The sequence below is a fragment of the Acinetobacter harbinensis genome (assembly GCF_000816495.1).
Lineage (GTDB): Bacteria > Pseudomonadota > Gammaproteobacteria > Pseudomonadales > Moraxellaceae > Acinetobacter > Acinetobacter harbinensis.
The window spans coordinates 536,699-556,141 of sequence record NZ_JXBK01000001.1; the positions used below are offsets into that span (position 1 = coordinate 536,699).

Consider the following 19,443-nt stretch of genomic DNA (forward strand, 5'->3'; position numbering starts at 1 on the left):
TTGAATGCTGATATTGGGTACTTATGATTGAGAGTTGGCTTTTTGTGTTGGCAATGATTGCGGTGCTCATGATTCCTGGACCGACCAATGCATTACTTGCGAGCTCTGCGCATCAACAAGGTATCCCCAAAACCAGTTTATTTATTCCAGCACAGTCGTTGGGCTATTTTTATGCCATTAATTTATGGGCTTTATTGATCCATTTGTGTAGCCCGACGTGGCCGCATTTAATTCATCTGTTGCATATTTTAAGTGCGCTGTATGTTTTTTGGTTGGCCTTTCATTTGTGGAAGTCCTCGCACTTACAAAAGCATAGTCAACGCCATCGTTCTATTCGTCCGGTGCAATTGTTTTTCTCAACCTTAAAGAATCCCAAAGCCTTGCTGTTTGCAGCGGGCGTGTTTCCTCCAGAAACATGGCATAGTCCAAGCAATTTTGTTTTAATTTTTGCTATTTTTAGTTTGGTGCTATTGCCGAGTGTGCTGTTTTGGATGTCGTTTGGTCGAGTGATTTTGGGTGGCCAGCTGCAACAAATTAAAACCGCGCTTTTATATAAAGGTTCGGCTATGTTGCTGCTGCTGTGTATGCTGCCAGTGGTTGCACGCTTTTTCTAAATTCAACGCTTTTTCTACGCTTATTTAGCCACGTTTTTTAAGTCTTTGACGGATAAAACCCACGATACCCGGTAGCACGCTAATAATAATGATGCCAAAAATTAGATAGGTGAAATTGTCTTTCACAATTGGCATGTTGCCAAACAAATAGCCCAGTGTCACAAACGAGCCGACCCAACAAATTGCACCGATCAAATTATAGGTTAAAAAGAATTTATAATTCATGTGCCCAGCACCGGCCACAAATGGCGCAAAGGTGCGTGCAAAAGGCACAAAGCGGGCAAAAATAATGGTCTTACCGCCGTGCTTTTCAAAGAATTTTTGCGTGTAATCTAAATGTTGTCGATTAATCAGGCGTGATTCCATTTCAAAAACCCGTGGCCCGATGAATTTTCCAATGTGATAATTGAGTGTGTCGCCCAGTACTGCGGCAACGAATAAAAGAATCACTAAAACCACAGGGTTCATCGCACCGGTTGAGGCTGCCAAGGCACCTGCAGCGAACAATAAGCTGTCACCCGGTAAAAAGGGCATGACCACTAAACCGGTTTCAACAAAAATGATCAAGAACAGAATGGCATACACCCATAAGCCATACTGGGTGATAAACTCAAGCAGATGCTCATCTACATGTAATATAAAATCAAACAGTTCCATTGGGTCACAGGCAGCAAAAATATGCTGAAATGCTATCAGTCTGGGGCATGAAAGTCAGTATAAAAAATTAAATAAATCCGTATTGTCATCTGCTATACAACAGCGCGATCAGCTTAAAACAGAATGCAATCAATTGAATGAAAGCCTCATCTGAATAGTGTGCTTAATGTGCGAAGAAATGCTAGAATATAGCGCTTATTTCGTTTGCCTTGCATAGTTGTTTGTCATGACTACCAATACTCAAATCACTGAAGACCGCATCCTGATCTTGGATTTCGGTTCGCAATATAGCCAGCTTATTGCACGTCGCGTACGTGAAGCTGGTGTTTATTCTGAAATGTATGCCTATGATATGTCTGAACAAGACATTCGCGCATTTAATCCGAATGGCATCATCTTGTCTGGTGGTCCTGAAAGTGTGCATGAAGAAGGTAGTCCGCGCGCACCTGAAGTGGTCTTTAACTTAGGTGTTCCTATCTTGGGGATTTGCTACGGCTTACAAACCATGTCTGAACAACTGGGCGGTAAAGTAGAACCCGGTACAGTGCATGAATTTGGTTCTGCTGCGGTAGATATTTTGGTGCGTGACCAACTTTTAGCTGACTTAAACGATGGCGATAACAAACTGAATGTTTGGATGAGCCACGGTGATAAAGTCAGTGCTATTCCAGACGGTTTCCAAGTCACTGCCAGTACTGCAAGTTGCCCATTTGCTGCGGTTAGCGATGAAAAACGTCGTTTTTATGGCGTACAGTTTCACCCAGAAGTGACCCATACCGCGAAAGGTGCAGAGTTATTGTCTAACTTTGTGCATGGTATTTGTGGTTGTCGTAATCTGTGGAACTCTGAAAATATTATTGATCTACGCGTAGAACAACTACGTAGCCAAATTGGTGATCAAAAAGTGCTTTTGGGTCTGTCTGGCGGTGTCGATTCATCGGTGGTGGCTGCACTTTTACACCGTGCTATTGGCGACCAATTGACCTGTGTATTTGTCGATAACGGTTTACTTCGTTTAAACGAAGGCGAACAAGTGATGGACATGTTTGCAAAAAACATGGGCATCCGCGTGATTCGTGCTGATGCTGAAGAGCGCTTCTTAACGGCGCTTAAAGGCGAAGTAGATCCTGAGAAAAAACGTAAAATTATTGGTCGTGAATTTATTGGTGTCTTTGCTGAAGAAGCACGTAATCTTGATGGCGTGAATTTTCTGGCACAAGGCACAATTTATCCAGACGTGATTGAATCTGCGGCCACCAAAAATGGTAAAGCGCATGTGATTAAATCACATCACAACGTGGGTGGCTTACCAGAAGATTTGGCTTTTGAATTGGTGGAGCCAATTCGTGATTTGTTTAAAGATGAAGTGCGCCGTTTAGGCACCACTTTAGGCTTGCCACATGAAATGCTATATCGTCATCCATTCCCAGGTCCAGGTTTGGGCGTGCGTATTTTGGGTGAAGTGAAAAAAGAATATGCAGATATTCTACGTTTAGCCGATGATATCTTTATGCAAGAACTGCGTGCCAGTGGTTGGTATGATAAAACTGCACAAGCATTTGCCGTATTCCAACCGGTTAAATCGGTAGGTGTGGTGGGTGATGGTCGTCGTTATGCATGGGTGATTGCATTACGTGCGGTTGAAACCGTTGACTTTATGACTGCGCGCTTTGCCCATCTTCCTTATGATTTGGTGGACAAAATTTCAACCCGTATCATGAATGAAATTGCAGAGGTTTCACGTGTGGTGTATGACGTGTCTTCTAAGCCACCTGCAACGATTGAATGGGAGTAATTTAGGGATTTCACGAAGCACTGCTTCGTGCCTAAATTACGGTAAGAGCTATGCTCGCGCCAGTTCTGGATTTCAAGCAGCATTGCTGCTTGCCAGTTTTACGCCAAAGGCTAGGCCTGCGGCAATGAGGGATTTCACGAAGCACTGCTTCGTGCCTAAATTACGGTAAGGGCTAGGCTCGCCCAGTTCTGGATTTCAAGCAGCAGCTGCTTGCCAGTTTTATGCTATGAGTATGGTTTAAAGTACCGGTTTTAAGCCTGATATAAAATATTTGAGCCGTGTAAAAAGATTATAAAAAAAAGAGCGCTTAGGCGCTCTTTTTTTTATGAATTACTGCTGTGATGGATCGTTTTATGGTTACTATGTTTTTTTATCAGTAAAATTTATTATGCGTCGCAGCTATATACCGCGACTTGATTACGTCCATTTTCCTTGGCTTGATAGAGCGCAATATCGGCATTTTTAATCAATAAATTTAAGTCTTTTTCATGCGGTTTAAGTTGTGCCACACCAATGGAGACACTGAAGTTAAAAAAGAACTTATCATCAATACAAATTTGATGGTTTTTAATTTTTTGACATAAGCGATCGGCAATTGCTTCGGCTTCATTTAAAGTGGTATTGGGCAAAAGTGCAATAAACTCTTCTCCGCCAAAGCGTGCCAAAATATCGGTATAGCGCATTTCTTTACGTGTAATTTCTGCCAATATTTGTAAAACTTCATCGCCCACATCATGGCCATAGGTGTCATTAATCTGTTTGAAAAAATCAATATCCAGCATCAATAAGCAGGCCATATTGTATTTGGTCCATTTTTGGATGGCCTTTTCAGCGCGCTGCATAAACTGACGACGGTTATTTAATTGTGTTAATTCATCGGTATGTGCCAATTCAGATAGCGCATAATAGTTCCAATCATTTAATAAGACGCGTAGAAAATTACGTTTGGAGTTGGCGGTATTATTCCAACTGATATACATACTGAGCGCCAATATAGAGCCATAAATCAGTACAAATGAAAGGGCTTCTGGCCCTTGGACTAAATTAAAAACGCCATAAAAAGTCACCGAGCTGATCAGCAGCGAGGTAAATACAGAGTAGCGAAAGGAGACCTGTATGCATAAATTTCCCAATAAAATAAACATACATGCGGCATAAATATAGGTATCGACAATTGGGTTTTGTGACAACGACAGTAAATATAGCCAAGAGGCCGCTGCAATTGCACAATAGGTCGGCATCAAACTGTCTAAGATTTTAATATTCTGACAATAGCGGAATAAAAATAAATTAATCAGCATCGCGATCACCACCAATACTAAGCGTGTGATGGCTGATTGCGACACAATATCGGGCAACAAAAGCCAGTCCATCACAAAATAGCTTAAAAAAAGTAACTGGCCCATATAGTTAACGTATTTGAGGAATTCGCGCTGATGGGTATTTTGATACTCTAAATAGTAGTGCTGAAATTTTTTTGGAATACGGGTAATAGATTTTTTTAATGCCTGTACGATCAGTCTGTGATTGCTTGCGGTACACAATTGTTCGGGCAGAATAAAAGCAGTAGTAGGGGTAGCGCTCTGTACCTCAGATGATGTAAAACTGGCGTCACTGGGCTGTTGTTGTTCTTGATCTCCGTTAAACATGGAGATACCCCTTTCTATGTGGGATTAGTAAAACAGCAATCATAGGGGCAGTAACCTATTCTGTATATAAGACTAAGTATCAATAATTAACATAATTGTGACAAAATTTTATTTATAGATACTATTCATATGAATAGCGTCTCAATATGACTGACTAATAATGGATATAACGATATTTTACCCCGTAAAAATTGTAGCAATTATGCCGTCTTGTCAGCTATAAAATACAGTCAATGCATGCACTAAAATGCTCTTAATGCGTTTACCCTCAGAAAATCATGCTTTGTGATTGAAAAAATGCTCAAAAACAGAGGGATGGATAGCTGACTTTATATTGCAGACCCAGCTGCAAATTAAATCAGTGAAAAAGTCTGTACTTAAGATATGCTGGAATAAGGTTATATTTCATCCTCAATTCAACCCAGCAAGATAAAAGCTACGACAAACTAAAAATACAGCACAATTTTGTCGCATAAGCGCAGCTATGCGCATCAAACGTCCGCTTAAAGAGATTAAAAAAATGATTACACTGCATCACCTCGACCAATCGCGTTCTTTTCGTATTTTATGGGCATTAGAAGAATTGGCGTTGGATTATCAGGTCAAATTTTATAAACGTACAGCAACCTTTGCTGCACCGCCTGAATTAAAACAGGTTCATCCGCTGGCAAAAGCCCCCGTATTAACCGATGATCAGCAGACGATTGCTGAATCTGCGGTGATTTTGCAATATCTGCAAGAAACTTATGATACCGCGCATAAATTTAAACCTCAGCAGCCTGCTGAGCAGCAGCAATATCGCTATTGGATGCATTATGCCGAAGGTTCGTTAATGCCGTTATTGGTCATGCAATTGGTGATGAATACGGTACCCAAGCAAGTACCATGGCTGATTAAACCGGTGGCAGAAAAAATTACCGCGGGGGTAAAAAGCAATTTTATTCAACCGCGTCTACGCGATCATATTGCCTATTTAGAAGATTATTTAGCGCAGCATGAATATGTCGCAGGAACATTTTCTTTTGCCGATATTCAACTGTGGTTTCCGCTACAGGCCATGCAATCGCGTATTTCAGGTTCATATCCACAGATTGGTGCCTATATTGAGCGTTTGGCGCAGCGCCCTGCTTTTGAAAAAGCGCGCTTAAAAGAACAAAATTTGGCTTAAAGCTATTGACGTGATAAAAAGTTCATCGCTGAAAAATACACAGATAAAAGCCCAAAATTTTCGCTATCAAATTTTGGGCTTTTTGTCGCACTGGAGTGATTGAGTATTCGTAAAAATGCTATTCACTCATTTGATAGAGTCGTTCTTTGGGGAAAATAACTTTAAAAATCGAGCCTTTATTTTCTTTGGATTCAATTTCTAAATAAGCACTATGTTGCATCAAGACGTGTTTGACAATAGCTAGCCCCAAACCGGTGCCGCCTGTTTGCCGGCTACGCGCACTATCAACCCGATAAAAGCGTTCGGTTAAGCGCGGCAGATGTTTCGGATCAATACCAATTCCGGTGTCTTCGACGGTAAAAATACCATGCTCGCCATCGTCATGCCAGCCCATGGTGATGGTGCCGCCTTTGGGCGTGTATTTAATGGCATTGGTGATGAGATTGCTAAAAGCACTGGCCAGTTCCATGTCTGAGCCAATTAAATCGCAGTGACTGTCGATATCTAAATTTAAGGTGTGGTGATAGTCGACATTATAAGCTTGTGCGTCATCGAACAATTGGTTCATCAGACTGGGCATTTCAATAATCTGATTTTTGGCAATTTGTTTGTTACTTTCTAAACGTGACAACAATAATAAGTCATTGACCAACGCATTCATGCGCCGCGTTTGGGATTGCATTTGATCGAAAGCGCGTTTCCAGCGTGGATTTAACTCTTCTTGGTCGGTAAAGGTTTCAATATAGCCACTCAGAACAGTTAAAGGCGTACGCAGTTCATGTGAAATATTATCGACAAAGTCTTTACGCATCTCTTCTAGATTGTGCATGCGCGTCACATCATAGGCTACCAACAGCCGACTTTCTCCACCAAAACGGGTCAGTTTGACTTGCACATAATGATCTTCAAAGGCCGAGGATTTCATTTTTAAGCCATCCGGCGCTTGGTCAATATGATTAAAATATTCGATAAAACTGGGTTGGCGTAAAATGGTGAGAATATTACGCCCGCGATCTAGCGGTTGGATACCAAGTAATTTTTCTGCAGCCGGATTCCACCATTCAATTTGATGTAATTCATCAATTAACACCACTGCTTCGGCCAACGCCACCAAAGAGGATTGCGCCCGATCAATCAGACCGACCATTTCAGCTTGCACAATGCGTTCTTGCCGCTGCGCACGGTAAACATTAAACAATAATGCTCCCCAAATTCCATCTAAATTGGGCGGCACATCGTAGGGCCGATTGGAAATCCACTCATTGACCAAATACAAAGAATGCAGTTGCAGCACAAAAAATAAACTGAGGGCAATAAAAATAAAAACCCAAAAATAGCCAACCCCAATGCCTACCAACCCTGCAATCAGCAGTAAAAATAGCAGTTGGCGTAAATCCTGCTTGGCAAAAGTCCATAAGCTGCTATAGCGGAATTTTTTATGTTCCTGTGCAAGTTCCGGAACGGGGTAGGGTTCATACATAAAATACAATTGACCTAAAAAAGAACTAACCTAAAGCAGCATCGGTGCGGGTGGAGAAACGGTAACCAGTACCGCGAACCGTTTGTACATAGCGATCAACCGCGTAGGGTTCTAAGACTTTACGTAAGCGGCGAATATGCACATCAATGGTACGATCTTCAATATAGACATTGCCGCCCCACACTTGATCGAGCAATTGTGCACGCGTATAGGCACGCTCAGGATGGGTCATAAAGAATGCCAATAAACGATATTCAGTCGGTCCCATTTCTAAAATGCTATCGCCAAAGCTTACGCGTTGACTGACTGGATCTAAAATTAAGCCATTGGCATCAATGGTTTTTTCACCACTTAAGGCATTGGCACGGCGCAGTACGGCTTTAATACGCGAGACCAATTCACGTGTTGAAAAGGGTTTGGTCATGTAATCATCAGCACCGGCATCTAAACCTTGCACTTTATGGTCTTCTTCACCGCGCGCGGTCAGCATAATCACCGGAATTTCATTTAAACTTTCATCGCGTTTTAAGCGCCGACACAGATCGACGCCACTGACGCCACCGGGTAACATCCAATCGAGTAAAATAATTGCAGGACGCTGATCCACAATCATTTGATGGGCTTGTTTGGCATCTTCGGCTTGTAAGCACTGAAAGCCTGCCATATCTAAAGAGGTGTGAATCATCTCTCGAATCGGAAGTTCGTCATCGACGATTAATACATAGTCATCTTTCACAGCGCAATATCCTATTTGATGTTAACGGTGAACCGTTGTTGTATTTATGACAGGCTTATTACAAAGATTAATTATGACAGTATCATGGCAAAAATGGCTGAATGCATAATTTACTCATAAATGGGCTTGAATTAAAGTGATTAAATTCAGAATTTAAAATAAATCAGTCAGATAAGTTTAATCAATTCAAAGCATTGTCCATTTCTTATCTGTAAGTCGGATCTTGATGCTATTTTTTGGCTATTTTTTCTTTTTCAGAAAAAGTATTAAATAATGACAAGAACACGATACTACAACTGGATAAAACTTCATCCATCGGCTGTTTAAAACCACTGACCACCCAACGAATGGCAATTTGAGTGACATAGCCATTGAGTCCGGTGGCAACCAGAGAGATTTCTTGCTCATCATGCTGAATATGCGGCATCATCAGCATGACAAAGGCTTGAATCATACGATCAAAACGTAACATGGTCTCGTAAATGGTGGCTTGATTATGCAGCTCTTGTACCAGCATGGCATCGATATAAATAATCCGTGCCATTTTTGGGTGCTGTTTTAAGGTGGTCAATAGCGCCCTTAAACCGGCTTCAATCATTTTTTGCGGATCGGATGAGGCCTGCATAATGGCTTGCATCACATTCTGTTGCAGTTGATCAATCAAGATTAAAAAGATGGTGTGGAACAAGGCATCACTTTTCTTAAAAGATTCGTAAAAATAACGTTCGGTCAATTTGGCTTCTATACAAATATCTTTGACCGTGACGGCAAAAAAACCATGCGTTCCGTAGGCTTCAATTCCGGCTTCAATCAATTTTTCACGGCGTGCGTGTTTGCGCTCGGTTAAAGATAAGCCTTTGAATTGTCGTTCTTTGATTTTTGACACATTGTTAGATGCGGCCAGATGATCCTGAGCTTCAGTCATTAATATGGTATGTCCCATTCACAGCAGAATTTTGTCCTTGGTAAGCCACAGTTTAGCATTCTCGTGAGGCTGAACCTACAGTCAGCTTTTTCAGGTTATCTTATATTGACAATATGTATTGTCAAAATTATATTAACAACTGCGGCCTCAGGTTGTTCATGTCAGTATTATCAGCATGGAACGATGAGCGTAAAAATTGACTAAGGATCGGGAATGAAAAATTTTAACAATAAAGTCGCGGCAATTACCGGCGCGGGTTCTGGGATTGGTCAGCAATTGGCGCTGTTGTTGGCAAAGCAAGGCTGTCATTTGGCCTTAAGTGATGTGAATGAACAAGGCTTGGCACAAACGCTTGCCTTACTGCAAGACACGCCAGTACGCATCAGCACACAAAAATTGGATGTGGCAGATCGCGAAGCGATGAAACAATGGGCAGCCGATACGGTCACCACGCATGGCGCCGTCAATATGATTTTTAATAATGCCGGTGTGGCCTTAAGCTCGACGGTGGAAGGCACCTCTTATGAAGAACTCGAATGGATTGTGAATATCAATTTCTGGGGCGTGGTGTATGGCACCAAAGAGTTTTTACCGCTGATTAAAGCGACTGGTGATGGGCATGTGATTAATATTTCCAGTCTATTTGGCTTAACCGCGCAGCCGACCCAGTCGGCCTATAACGCCACCAAATTTGCAGTACGCGGCTTTACCGAATCCTTGCGTCAAGAATTAGATATGCAAAATTGTGGGGTGAGTGCTTTATGCGTACATCCGGGTGGTATTCGCACCAATATTGCCAATGCGGCCAAAATGAATGACAGCATTCGCAGTTTAGGCATGCATCCTGAGCGCTCGGCCAAATCATTTAATAAATTATTACGCTGTCCGCCAGAAGAAGCGGCGCGTCAAATTCTTGAAGCAGTACAAAAAGACAAGCGCCGTGTCTTGATTGGCAATGATGCCAAAGCGATTGATCTGATTCAGCGTATTCTACCTGCCGGTTATCAACGTGTTATCAGCTTGGCAAATAGCTGGAGTAAAAAAAGTAAGAAAGGCAAAAGAAGTCCAAAAATCGATTAAAGTTAGCCTCTAAAAAACCCGCTATAGCGGGTTTTTTTAATAGCATTTGCCTAACCTCGTTCATCCGCAAGCGCTGCATTGGATTAATGCTGTATCAATCGGCTGAACAGCAATGACCGCGTTTTTAATCTTGAAAGCGGATCAAGCCAATACGCGACCTGACATCAACCGGCTTTAGCATGCTTTCGCATTTAAATTAAAGCGATAACGGTTTTTTTCTTCCAAACCAATTGGTAATACAAACCCTGCAATACACATAAGCAGACAAAGGCCAATGCGTAAGCATACCAAACCCCTTTTAAACCCCACCATTGACTAAATAGATAGGCACACGGCACTTCGATGGCTAAAATAACCACAATGTTAATCAGCATCGGTACAGTGACAGTACCACTGGCGCGCATGATGGAGGCGAAAATGGAACTGGCACCAAAGAAAATAATCGACCACAACACAATAAACAGTAATTGCTGCCCCAAAGCCACCACCTCGGGATCGGTAATAAATAAAGCCATCAGATATTTAGAAAATAGATAAGCCAACGCCACCAAGCCACCCGTGATTAAGATATTCATGGTCAGCGCGGTGCGGGTGACTTTGGCCAATAAATCCGATTTTCCTGCACCAATGGCTTGGGCGGCAAAAATAGAGGCGGCAATCGAAATCGACAATGCCGGAAATTGAATATAATTGAGTACCTGATTGACCGCACCATACGCCGCGGTGGCATGTGAGCCATAGCGATTGACTAAGCCGACAATGACCAAACCGGCCATCGAGGTGGTGATCATCTGAATACCGGTTGGAACTCCCAAGCGCAGAATAATTTTACTCAGTTCAGGATGATGGCGAATATGCCCGAGTAAATGTCGATCCGGTTTTAACGGATGGTCTTTTTTATTTAAATATACTGCTAAAAAAATCAGTACCGCAAAATAACCGGTAATCGTGGCAATGGCAGGTGCCACAATGCCCATTTTCGGAAAACCAAAATAACCCGCAATTAAAATTGGCGTGATCAACAAACCAATCAAAATGGTCATGCCGGAGGCAATCAGTGGCGTGGTGCTGTCCCCGACGCCACGTAAAATAGAGGTATAGATTAAATAAATAAACAGCAGCGGACTACCGGCCAACATCCATTGCACATAGGGTAAAGACAGGTGCATGACGTCTGGATCGGTACCCAAGGCCAATAAAATATGCTTGGCAAAAACCACTCCGAGTAGTGCAGTAATCGTACCGCCAATCAGGGTCATAAATAAAGTTGAACCAACCACACAGCGTACTTTTTCGACATTCTGCGCCCCCCATGCTTGCCCCACCAGAACCGTTGCGCCCGCAGAGAGTCCAATGACAAAAGCCATTAAACAAAACAAAATGGGAAAAAAGATCGCCACGGCGGCAATGGCGTTAACGCCCATCATCTGTCCGACAAAAACGGTATTAATCGTTCCGGATAGATTTTGTAAAATATTGGTTGCAATCAATGGCAACAGGAAAATTAAAAAGGTTTTCCATAGCTTTTGTTGATTGAGCAGCGTTTGAGGTTGAGGCATCGAATGTCCTGTAAAAGGGATATTTATGGTGATTTAAAACTCTTCTCAGACTAGCGGAGTTAACTTAAAAAAGCCTTAGCGTTTCGGTAACGCAACATCTGCTCGATCTATTCATGTAGCTCTAAAATTGCTCGTTGCTGCTGATGTTTTGTGGCTTTAAAAAACCATCTAGCTTGATGTCGTTATTAATGAAATATACTGTGCTAAAGAGCGCTTATTTTGTTTTTTCAGTGTTTTATTTGGCTTTTTGTGTTGAAATTAAGCTGATGTATACGCTCTTGATTTAAAATATATAAACCAAATAACTTAAATTTTTCAGTTTGTTATGATTTTTAATGACCTTTAATCAAAAAACACTAGACTAAAAAAACCACATTTCCTAGAATGCGGCTACTGATTAAAACAATCTGTTTAAAATAAAAAATTATGTTAAAAAATATTCATAGCTTGATTGAGGCAATGGGCTTAAGTCTGCAAAAGCGCGCCTTACATATACACTTTTCTCATGAGGTACTGAACCATCAGGTCTTTATCCAAAGAATTGAAGGGCAGCATCGTATTAATCAGGGTGCTCAGGCCGAACTGATTTGTTTGTCGACCCATGCCTCTATTGCCTTAAAGCAATTTATTGGGGTGCAAGTGGCGGTAGACCAAGTGACGGATTTGGGTGCGCTGTTTCGTATGACCGGTATTGTGACTGGCGCCAGTCAAGGTCAAAGTGATGGTGCATTAAGCATTTATAAGCTAACGATTGAAGATGCTACAGCGCTGTGGCATAAGCGCCGCAACAGTCGTGTATTTATGAGTAAAACAGTGGTTGAGATCACTCAAATTCTGTTTAAAGAATGGCAAAGTAAAAGTGCTTTATTTGCAGCTAGTTTAACGCTGGATACGCAAGGCCTAAGCCGCGAGTATGATATTCGGCCATTTGTGATGCAGGCCAATGAAACAGATTATGCATTTCTGACTCGACTGTGGCGCAGTGAGGGCATCAATTGGCTGATTGATGAAACTGAACAGATTGTGGCGCATGCATCAGCTGCCATTGACGCACAAAAATTACGCTTAATTGATGACAATCAGCACTATACGCCGTTAAGTCGTCGCTCAATTCGTTTCCATCGCAGTGATGCCACGGAGCGTTTAGACAGCATTACTCATTTTGTGGCTGAACGGCATTTAAGTGCGACGGCTGTTCAATTGCAGCGCTGGCAAGCGCATAGTTTGTCACAAGATCAGTCGAATAGTGTACTGAGTCATCATCAACACAGTGCGGTTCAAGACAATGAAAGTTTAAGTCTAGAGCAGGCATGGAGTATCAGTCCGGCATGGACAGCTGATTTAAGCGGTGCCGATCAGGCCACTGATTCTGGCACGCAGCAATTGGAAAAAATCAGCCAACAGCTCTCGCATTATCAAAATTTACAGTCTAAATATTTTACCGCGTACAGCAGTGTCCGTGATGCGCAAGTCGGCTATTGGTTCGAGTTAATCGGTCACGCAGAAATTGATCAACATGCAGGTGCAGATAAAGAATTTTTGATTTTAGGCAAAGAGTTTTATCAGCAAAACAATCTCCCCAAAGATATTCTACATTTGGTGGATGGCTTATTAACTGCCAGCCATTGGCAGATGAACAATGACCAGCGTCAAGCCAATATACTACACGTAGTGCGCCGTTATATTGCAGTGGTGCCAGAATATGATCCGTTACAGCATCGACCGGCAGCCTATCCGCAGCGTGCCAAAGTGGTAGGGCCTGACGGTGAAACAATTTATGTCGATGCTTGGGGGCGCATTAAAGTCCGCTTTTTATTCACCCAAGGTGCAGACCACGCGCATGATGGCGGGGCAGGCAGCAATGACAACGATACTGACTCTGCATGGGTCGATGTACTGACGCCGTGGGCGGGTGCCGGTTATGGTGCGCGTTTTCATCCGCGGATTGGTGAAATTGTGGTGATTGATTTCTTTGAGGGCGATGTGGATCGACCGTTTGTCACGGGTCGTATTCATGAGGCTGATCGTCATCAGACCATGTTTGATATTAAAGGCAAATTACCCGACACCAAAAAACTCAGTGGTATTCGCTCACAAGAAGTTAATGGCGCAGGCTTTAACCAACTGCGTTTTGATGATAGCACTGGACAAATCAGCACCCAATTGCAAAGCAGTCATGCAGCAACACAACTGAATTTAGGAAATTTAAGTCATCCGAAAGACAAAGAAACCAGTAATGGACGTGGTGAAGGATTCGAGCTGAGAACCGATGCGTATGGTGCAGTTCGTGCCGGAAAAGGCATGTTGATTAGCACCTATGCGCAAGAGCAAGCAGTTGCCGATCATTTAGACGCAGCGCAAGCACAATCCTTACTCAGCCAAGGGCATGAAAGCATGAAAATGCTCAGTGAGATTGCGGTTAAACAGCAGACGGATGCACTCAATGTGATTAATCGCTTGCCGAAATTTTTTCAATCTTTAGAGCTTAAAAGCACCAGTCAGGCTTTAGATACCACGCTTAATTTATTTAAACAGAGCATGAGTGATGATCCGCTGAATGCATTAAAAGACTGTGGTGGTTTTATTCGTGATGTCGGTACTTTGGGTGGAAATAGCAAAGGCATTGTTGATGAATTTAATACCTTTTTTAGCAATGCTCAGGATGCTGTCGAAAATTTAAAAGAATTTATTGAGAATGTTCAGGAACACGGTTCAGATGTAATCAAAGGAAAACTCGCCAGCTTAAAAGATAATCTTCAATCCAACCCTTTTGCGAGCCTACAACAGGTCGGCAAGGTACTTGCCAATGTTGATCTAAACGATTTTGATGTGATGAGCAGCTGTGGCACCTTTAATAAAGGCAGTAAATTAGAAGTAACGCCCAACAAAGCATTAACTTCATTGCAAGGTTTTATGGAAGGTTACACCCAAGGTTTAGAAAATAGTAGTGATGATAAAAAACTACAACAAGGCAAACTATTTAGACAAGCACTCATGTTGTTAGCTTCCCCGAATGGAATTGCTTTAACCACGCCAGAAGATATTATTTTACAAGCCTCGCAAGATATTGCTGAAAGCGCACAAGGTTCGATTAACTTAAGTGCACAGAAAAATATTGTGGCACATGCGCAAGATAAAATTAGTTTGTTTGCCGCGCAGAAAGGTTTAAGTGCGTATGCGGCAAAAGGAAAAGTACAGATTCAAGCTCAAGATGATGCGATAGAGGCTATTGCCAAAAAAGTCATTAAGTTAATCTCTACTGAAGATAAAATTGAGATTACCAGTCCAAAAGAGATTGTTTTAACTGCGGGTGGCTCTCAGTTGAAAGTTAATGCCAGTGGTGTGTTTGTAACAACAGGTGGCAAGTTCGAGAGTAAAGCGGGACAGCATATTTTTAGTGGTGGGGCGGCTGTAAATGCTGAACTACCGAAAATGCCTGAGAGTGGAATATTTAGTCGAAGATTTGATTTTGGCGATATTTTTAGTAAAGATGAGTTAAAACATCAGGTTAAATTTAAGTTCATAAATCACTCACGAAAAACTGAGTTTATTGGTATTTTGGATGAATTTGGTCGTACACAACGTTTTTTCAGTGATAGTGCTGATAACGTCGAAGCTATTATTCTTGGGCATGATAGTGAAGATTTAAAAGAATTAATTGTGATAAAAAACGATGTTGAAGACACTACAGATCATAGTGCATGTGAGGGTGAAGGGTGTTGTGGCGCTGCAGATGATCATGGTGCAATAGAAGATCAAAATGAATCTTGTGATGAAGATTTAGAAGCAGATTTTGGCAGTTTCGGTCAGTAAGGGCTTTATTATTATGAGAGCAATATTTTCTTTCTTATGTTTTTTATTATTTGTACCTTTGTGTCATGCACAGATTATCAAAGAATTTCCAAAGCGTACCATAGGTGCTGAAACGGTTAGCTTTGATTATATTGAGTCTGATAAATGCAGTTTTCAACGTAAGGATATTAAGACGCCTGTATCGAAGATTTTAAAGCAAAATAATATAGATTTAAGTACAGGTTCTTGGTTACATGTTCCTGATGAATGTTGGAATATCAAAAGTTCAGAGCAAAATCTTTTACTTATTTCATTAACAAATAAAAATAAGCCTTTAAAATTTTATATTATTGATGATGGTAAAAACTTAGGTAATGTCATGTTAAATCTTAATGAGGATCTGAGCCTAAATTTTGATGGAAATAAAATTAAATTTTCAAAACAAATTAGTGAAAAAACAAAAAATAAAATTCTAATCCTATTTAAACAAATTGATCAAGAATCAAAGGGGGTACTATGAGTTTTGTTTCTCCAGTAAATGGCAAGTCATTTGGTGATGATAGACAAGCATATATATATGCAGTATCCCGAAGAGAGTCATCATCAGATTTAATCTTATCAGACCTCGTAGATCCAAACCTTACTGCTAGAAAGGTGCATAATAGTAAAACTGCTGGGTATGGCTTTATTGGCTATTTTCAGTTTGGTGAAGGTGCACTTTTCGATTTGGGTTATTTTAAGCCACCTTATACTTTTAGTAATGATTCTGACAGCCTTTTTCAGAAATCATTTTCGGTCAATGATTGGAGTGGAAGTTGGACAGGGTTAGACAATGTAACATCCAAAAGTATTTTTTTAAAAGACAGAACTATTCAAATAAAAGCATTTAATAGCTGGATTAATACACTCTGTAATAGATTAAGAAGTCAGAACGTCAATGAATTTTATGGTGTCCGAATTAATGGCGTTGAAATTACTGAGTCAGGCTGTATTGCCGGAGCACATTTAAAAGGCCCTAAATATGTTTTGGAGTTTGTGCAAGGAGTAGGAAATCAGGCTGATGCTTTTGGTACAAAGGTTGGTGAATACATATCGCTATTTGCCCATTATGACTTGGAAAATTGCTGTAATCGTAAAGTGTATATTAATGTCGTGGATGAGCAAGGGAATCCAGTTTCGGAAAAAAAGATTATAATAGAGTCAGAATATAAAGAAGGTAAATATTATAGTAAAATTGGTAAAATTTCGAATGATTACAAGACAAATAAGGAAGGAAAAATTCCTGTTATTGTTAGACATCCCGGCACTAAAATAAAGATTATCGTTGATGGGAAATCACTTGAAATTACACAACAAAAAGATAAGAAAGAAAGCTATACGATAAAATTAACAAAACAGGTATCAGTGCCTGTTGTTTTAGAGCAAAATAGTGCCCCTCAACCAAAACCACAAGCCAATAAAACGCCTCAAGAAATTAGAAATGAGCAAACTCCGAGTGTTACAGAAGAATCTAAAGCGGCTGATAAGAAAGATGTGAGCTTCAATATACAAATTGTTGAAGCCGATACTGGAAAGCCAATCTCTAATATGGGGTTTTTTCTCACCTATAAAAATAATATAAAAAAGCATTCAGCAGATGGTAATGGCATAAAGCACAATATTTCAGCTGAGATAGGCCAAGATATCGAGGTTTCTGTCTCTGGAGATGGGAAGTATCAAAAAATTCATCATTTCAAAGTTGATGAATCTCTATCTAATCAGACAATAAAAGTAGGCCTTCCAGTTCATAGTTTTCAGATGATTGTAAAGAAAGATGATCAAATTGTTACGAATACCTCTGTAACTGTTTTTTATCGTGGTAAGCAAATTCCTAAAAAAACAAATGTTGCAGGCGCAATTAACTTGAAAATGTTAGTTGGTTTTGTTTATGGTTTTGGAGTTGGTTCAAACTCATTAGTAAAAGCTAGAGTAATTAATGTAAGTCCATATAGAATATTTAGAATAAATGAAGGTTTTGTTAAAGAGTCAAGAAAATTAGATGTAGGTCAAAAAACTGTACAACAAAAAACAGTTGAAACTGTTCAGTCAGAAACTAAACCGAAGCCACCAACCCCAGCTAAAGTGCCTGAAGTTAAACAAGAGCCTGCTAAGGTTGCCCAACAAAATACTCATACCGAAAATGGCGGTAAACCACTGACGACAATTTCTAATCAATCATCAGCAACAAGCGATACAACACGATATCATATTTATTCTGATGGTAAGATTAAGAGAGAGAATAAAGCTGCAACGGGTTTTGCTGAATATATTTATTATGATAAAAGCGGGCAAGTACATAATATAGGGAAAACAGAGTTTATAGTTGCACCCAAGCGTAAAAAAGGTAATAGCGTAATTGGTGGGAATGTTTATTTGATTGACCAGAGAATATTAAAGTCATACAAGAGTCCAGATGGTAAAGTTGGATATTTATGGGATATTTTTCTACCTGGTCGGAATAGATATTATTTAAAAGGAGATGCATTCGCAGCGATTATTGGTGCAATGTGTTCTCTTGATTATGGCTATTATCATGGCTCTGGATTTAGTGTCAGAGATGGGCGATCAGTAGGTAGTGAGTCGCACTATAATGGTATCAATGGTGATTTTAGATATTTAGGAATTGGTGGTTGTCATGAAAATGGACCAGTTCTAGTAAGCCAAGTAGATCGATTTGATTGGAGTGCGAATGTAAAATTTGTAAATGCATTATACCTTTTTGGCTATAAAGCATTTGGTTCACAAGTAATGAAAAGAAAAGGTCAGCCAAATAAAACGTTGCCACATGTAGTTTTCATAAATGGCGATCATGATAATCATCTACATTTACAAGGTTATCAACCAAATATTCAGGATATATAAAGGCATATTATGCATATTAAATTTTTTATTCCTCTGCTAGTCTTATTTTCACTCGTAGCTTGTCAAAAAGCAGAAAATAAAATGCTAAGCTCAGATTCGCAAAAAATGAGTGAATCAAAGGTCAATAGTAGTCTTTTGGTAAATGAATATACGAAAATTAGGTTGCCATTTGATTTAAAAACAGTATTAGTCAATGATAAGTTTATTAAATTAGATGAATACCCGCTTAACCAAAAGGATTTAAAGCTGTTTTACTCTGGAGAAGATCAGGCAAGAATCTTGATGACAGGTGTTAAAAAACTTGGAAGTAAAGAGTATTTATTGGGTTTAATTGCTGTAAATTTTGATAATTATGAAGGCTCAGGTCCCGCACAATTGGTATTTTTATCTGGGGGTGAAAATAACAAGAATAATTATAAAAATACTCTATTTGTAACGATGGGAGGGAAGTTCCCAATTTTAGATAATGAAGTCAAAAAATTCAATAATATTAATGAATCAAAACTAAAAAATTATTGCATTCAATCTTTTCTTCTTAATAGTGATTTAAGTAAGGAAGAAGAAATGCGATGTGTTGGAAATGACCCTAGTATTGACAAAAATAAATTTAAATTCGATATTGTACAACTAGGATATAATAAGATATAAAATTATTTTTCAGAATGTTTTATTATATGTAACAAATAATTTTTTAAACCGAGTAGCTTTGTAAGTAATTTAGATAGAAAATTTAAGTCATTGGGTAAGGTAATTTAGATAAAGGGATTATTTTAGGGTTGATTTTAGCAGATTTATCAGGTGAGGGCGCTATGAATATAGAGATTATTCAATGATGATTAAATTATATATTTTTCCTATATTAGGGTTGATAAGTCCATGTGCTGTTAATGCGGATGTAAATAAACCTGGATCTAATAGTGTAGATTTATATTATTCATTCAAAGTTTGTGATGACTCAAATAAGTGTGAAATATCATTGCCTTTAAATAAGTCAGGTAATATATCTTTAAAATACTTGAACCAGTACATGATGAATTCTATATAAAAGATAATAATGGGGATTTTTATTTATATTATAAAAATTTTT

The 19,443-nt window shown here is 39.9% G+C and carries 14 protein-coding genes; 8 read left to right on the plus strand and 6 right to left on the minus strand.

The features are described from left to right. Positions 1-23 precede the first annotated feature (23 nt). Positions 24-614: a LysE family translocator gene (locus tag SE27_RS02525; protein WP_039620579.1), complete on the plus strand. Its 591-nt coding sequence runs from the start codon at positions 24-26 to the stop codon at positions 612-614. Between the two features lie 24 nt (positions 615-638). Here the strand turns inward: SE27_RS02525 and SE27_RS02530 are convergent, their stop codons facing one another. Further along, on the minus strand, positions 639-1,271 hold the full coding sequence (locus SE27_RS02530) for a DedA family protein (RefSeq protein WP_039620581.1): 633 nt from the start codon (positions 1,269-1,271) through the stop codon (positions 639-641). A gap of 226 nt (positions 1,272-1,497) precedes the next feature. Between SE27_RS02530 and guaA the strand changes: the two genes are divergently transcribed. After that, positions 1,498-3,066 carry a glutamine-hydrolyzing GMP synthase gene (gene guaA / locus SE27_RS02535; protein WP_039620583.1) on the plus strand — a complete coding sequence of 523 codons (1,569 nt, stop codon included), beginning with the start codon at positions 1,498-1,500 and terminating at the stop codon, positions 3,064-3,066. Positions 3,067-3,452: 386 nt separating this feature from the next. On the opposite strand, the gene SE27_RS02540 is transcribed toward guaA, so the two are convergent. Then, positions 3,453-4,715: a GGDEF domain-containing protein gene (locus SE27_RS02540; RefSeq protein WP_081406867.1), complete on the minus strand. Its 1,263-nt coding sequence runs from the start codon at positions 4,713-4,715 to the stop codon at positions 3,453-3,455. A gap of 520 nt (positions 4,716-5,235) precedes the next feature. On the opposite strand from SE27_RS02540, the gene SE27_RS02545 reads away from it, so the two are divergent. Further along, a complete protein-coding gene (locus SE27_RS02545) occupies positions 5,236-5,883 on the plus strand; it encodes a glutathione S-transferase family protein (RefSeq protein WP_039623754.1) in 648 nt (215 codons plus the stop codon). A gap of 118 nt (positions 5,884-6,001) precedes the next feature. Here the strand turns inward: SE27_RS02545 and phoR are convergent, their stop codons facing one another. The 3 genes from phoR to SE27_RS02560 all read right to left on the minus strand — a co-directional run bounded on the left by phoR (position 6,002) and on the right by SE27_RS02560 (position 9,024). Beyond that, the gene (gene phoR / locus SE27_RS02550; protein WP_039620585.1) at positions 6,002-7,363 is read right to left on the minus strand and encodes a phosphate regulon sensor histidine kinase PhoR; all 1,362 of its coding nucleotides are present in this window, start codon (positions 7,361-7,363) and stop codon (positions 6,002-6,004) included. A gap of 25 nt (positions 7,364-7,388) precedes the next feature. Continuing rightward, complete coding sequence (phoB, locus tag SE27_RS02555) at positions 7,389-8,099, minus strand: phosphate regulon transcriptional regulator PhoB (RefSeq protein ID WP_039620587.1); 711 nt, start codon at positions 8,097-8,099, stop codon at positions 7,389-7,391. Positions 8,100-8,328: 229 nt separating this feature from the next. Next, positions 8,329-9,024, minus strand: a complete 696-nt coding sequence (locus tag SE27_RS02560) for a TetR/AcrR family transcriptional regulator (protein WP_039620589.1) — start codon at positions 9,022-9,024, stop codon at positions 8,329-8,331. 213 nt (positions 9,025-9,237) lie between these two features. Here SE27_RS02560 and SE27_RS02565 point away from each other — a divergent pair, with 213 nt between their 5' ends. Then, the gene (locus tag SE27_RS02565; protein ID WP_039620591.1) at positions 9,238-10,104 is read left to right on the plus strand and encodes an SDR family NAD(P)-dependent oxidoreductase; all 867 of its coding nucleotides are present in this window, start codon (positions 9,238-9,240) and stop codon (positions 10,102-10,104) included. A 191-nt stretch (positions 10,105-10,295) separates the two neighbouring features. Here the strand turns inward: SE27_RS02565 and SE27_RS02570 are convergent, their stop codons facing one another. Further along, on the minus strand, positions 10,296-11,663 hold the full coding sequence (locus SE27_RS02570) for an MATE family efflux transporter (RefSeq protein WP_039620592.1): 1,368 nt from the start codon (positions 11,661-11,663) through the stop codon (positions 10,296-10,298). Between the two features lie 426 nt (positions 11,664-12,089). Here SE27_RS02570 and SE27_RS02575 point away from each other — a divergent pair, with 426 nt between their 5' ends. Genes SE27_RS02575 through SE27_RS02590 form a run of 4 tightly spaced genes read left to right on the plus strand, consistent with a single transcriptional unit; the run spans position 12,090 to position 19,004 of the window. Then, positions 12,090-15,476 carry a type VI secretion system Vgr family protein gene (locus SE27_RS02575; protein WP_039620594.1) on the plus strand — a complete coding sequence of 1,129 codons (3,387 nt, stop codon included), beginning with the start codon at positions 12,090-12,092 and terminating at the stop codon, positions 15,474-15,476. Next, entirely contained in the window at positions 15,457-15,975 is a 519-nt protein-coding gene (locus SE27_RS02580; protein WP_227504623.1) for a hypothetical protein, read from the plus strand. Before SE27_RS02575 ends, SE27_RS02580 begins: the two co-directional genes overlap by 20 nt. Beyond that, positions 15,972-18,356: a hypothetical protein gene (locus tag SE27_RS02585; protein WP_039620598.1), complete on the plus strand. Its 2,385-nt coding sequence runs from the start codon at positions 15,972-15,974 to the stop codon at positions 18,354-18,356. Before SE27_RS02580 ends, SE27_RS02585 begins: the two co-directional genes overlap by 4 nt. Positions 18,357-18,365: 9 nt before the next feature. Next, positions 18,366-19,004, plus strand: coding sequence for a hypothetical protein (locus tag SE27_RS02590; RefSeq protein ID WP_039620600.1), 639 nt, complete (start codon positions 18,366-18,368; stop codon positions 19,002-19,004). The last annotated feature ends 439 nt before the right edge of the window (positions 19,005-19,443 follow it).

What these genes read in the sequence shown, in the direction of transcription:
- SE27_RS02525 (WP_039620579.1), top strand. Translation starts at nt 24, where the DNA reads ATGATTGAGAGTTGGCTTTTTGTGTTGGCAATGATTGCGGTGCTCATG.
- SE27_RS02530 (WP_039620581.1), bottom strand. Translation starts at nt 1,271, where the DNA reads ATGGAACTGTTTGATTTTATATTACATGTAGATGAGCATCTGCTTGAG.
- guaA (WP_039620583.1), top strand. Translation starts at nt 1,498, where the DNA reads ATGACTACCAATACTCAAATCACTGAAGACCGCATCCTGATCTTGGAT.
- SE27_RS02540 (WP_081406867.1), bottom strand. Translation starts at nt 4,715, where the DNA reads ATGTTTAACGGAGATCAAGAACAACAACAGCCCAGTGACGCCAGTTTT.
- SE27_RS02545 (WP_039623754.1), top strand. Translation starts at nt 5,236, where the DNA reads ATGATTACACTGCATCACCTCGACCAATCGCGTTCTTTTCGTATTTTA.
- phoR (WP_039620585.1), bottom strand. Translation starts at nt 7,363, where the DNA reads ATGTATGAACCCTACCCCGTTCCGGAACTTGCACAGGAACATAAAAAA.
- SE27_RS02560 (WP_039620589.1), bottom strand. Translation starts at nt 9,024, where the DNA reads ATGACTGAAGCTCAGGATCATCTGGCCGCATCTAACAATGTGTCAAAA.
- SE27_RS02565 (WP_039620591.1), top strand. Translation starts at nt 9,238, where the DNA reads ATGAAAAATTTTAACAATAAAGTCGCGGCAATTACCGGCGCGGGTTCT.
- SE27_RS02570 (WP_039620592.1), bottom strand. Translation starts at nt 11,663, where the DNA reads ATGCCTCAACCTCAAACGCTGCTCAATCAACAAAAGCTATGGAAAACC.
- SE27_RS02575 (WP_039620594.1), top strand. Translation starts at nt 12,090, where the DNA reads ATGTTAAAAAATATTCATAGCTTGATTGAGGCAATGGGCTTAAGTCTG.
- SE27_RS02585 (WP_039620598.1), top strand. Translation starts at nt 15,972, where the DNA reads ATGAGTTTTGTTTCTCCAGTAAATGGCAAGTCATTTGGTGATGATAGA.
- SE27_RS02590 (WP_039620600.1), top strand. Translation starts at nt 18,366, where the DNA reads ATGCATATTAAATTTTTTATTCCTCTGCTAGTCTTATTTTCACTCGTA.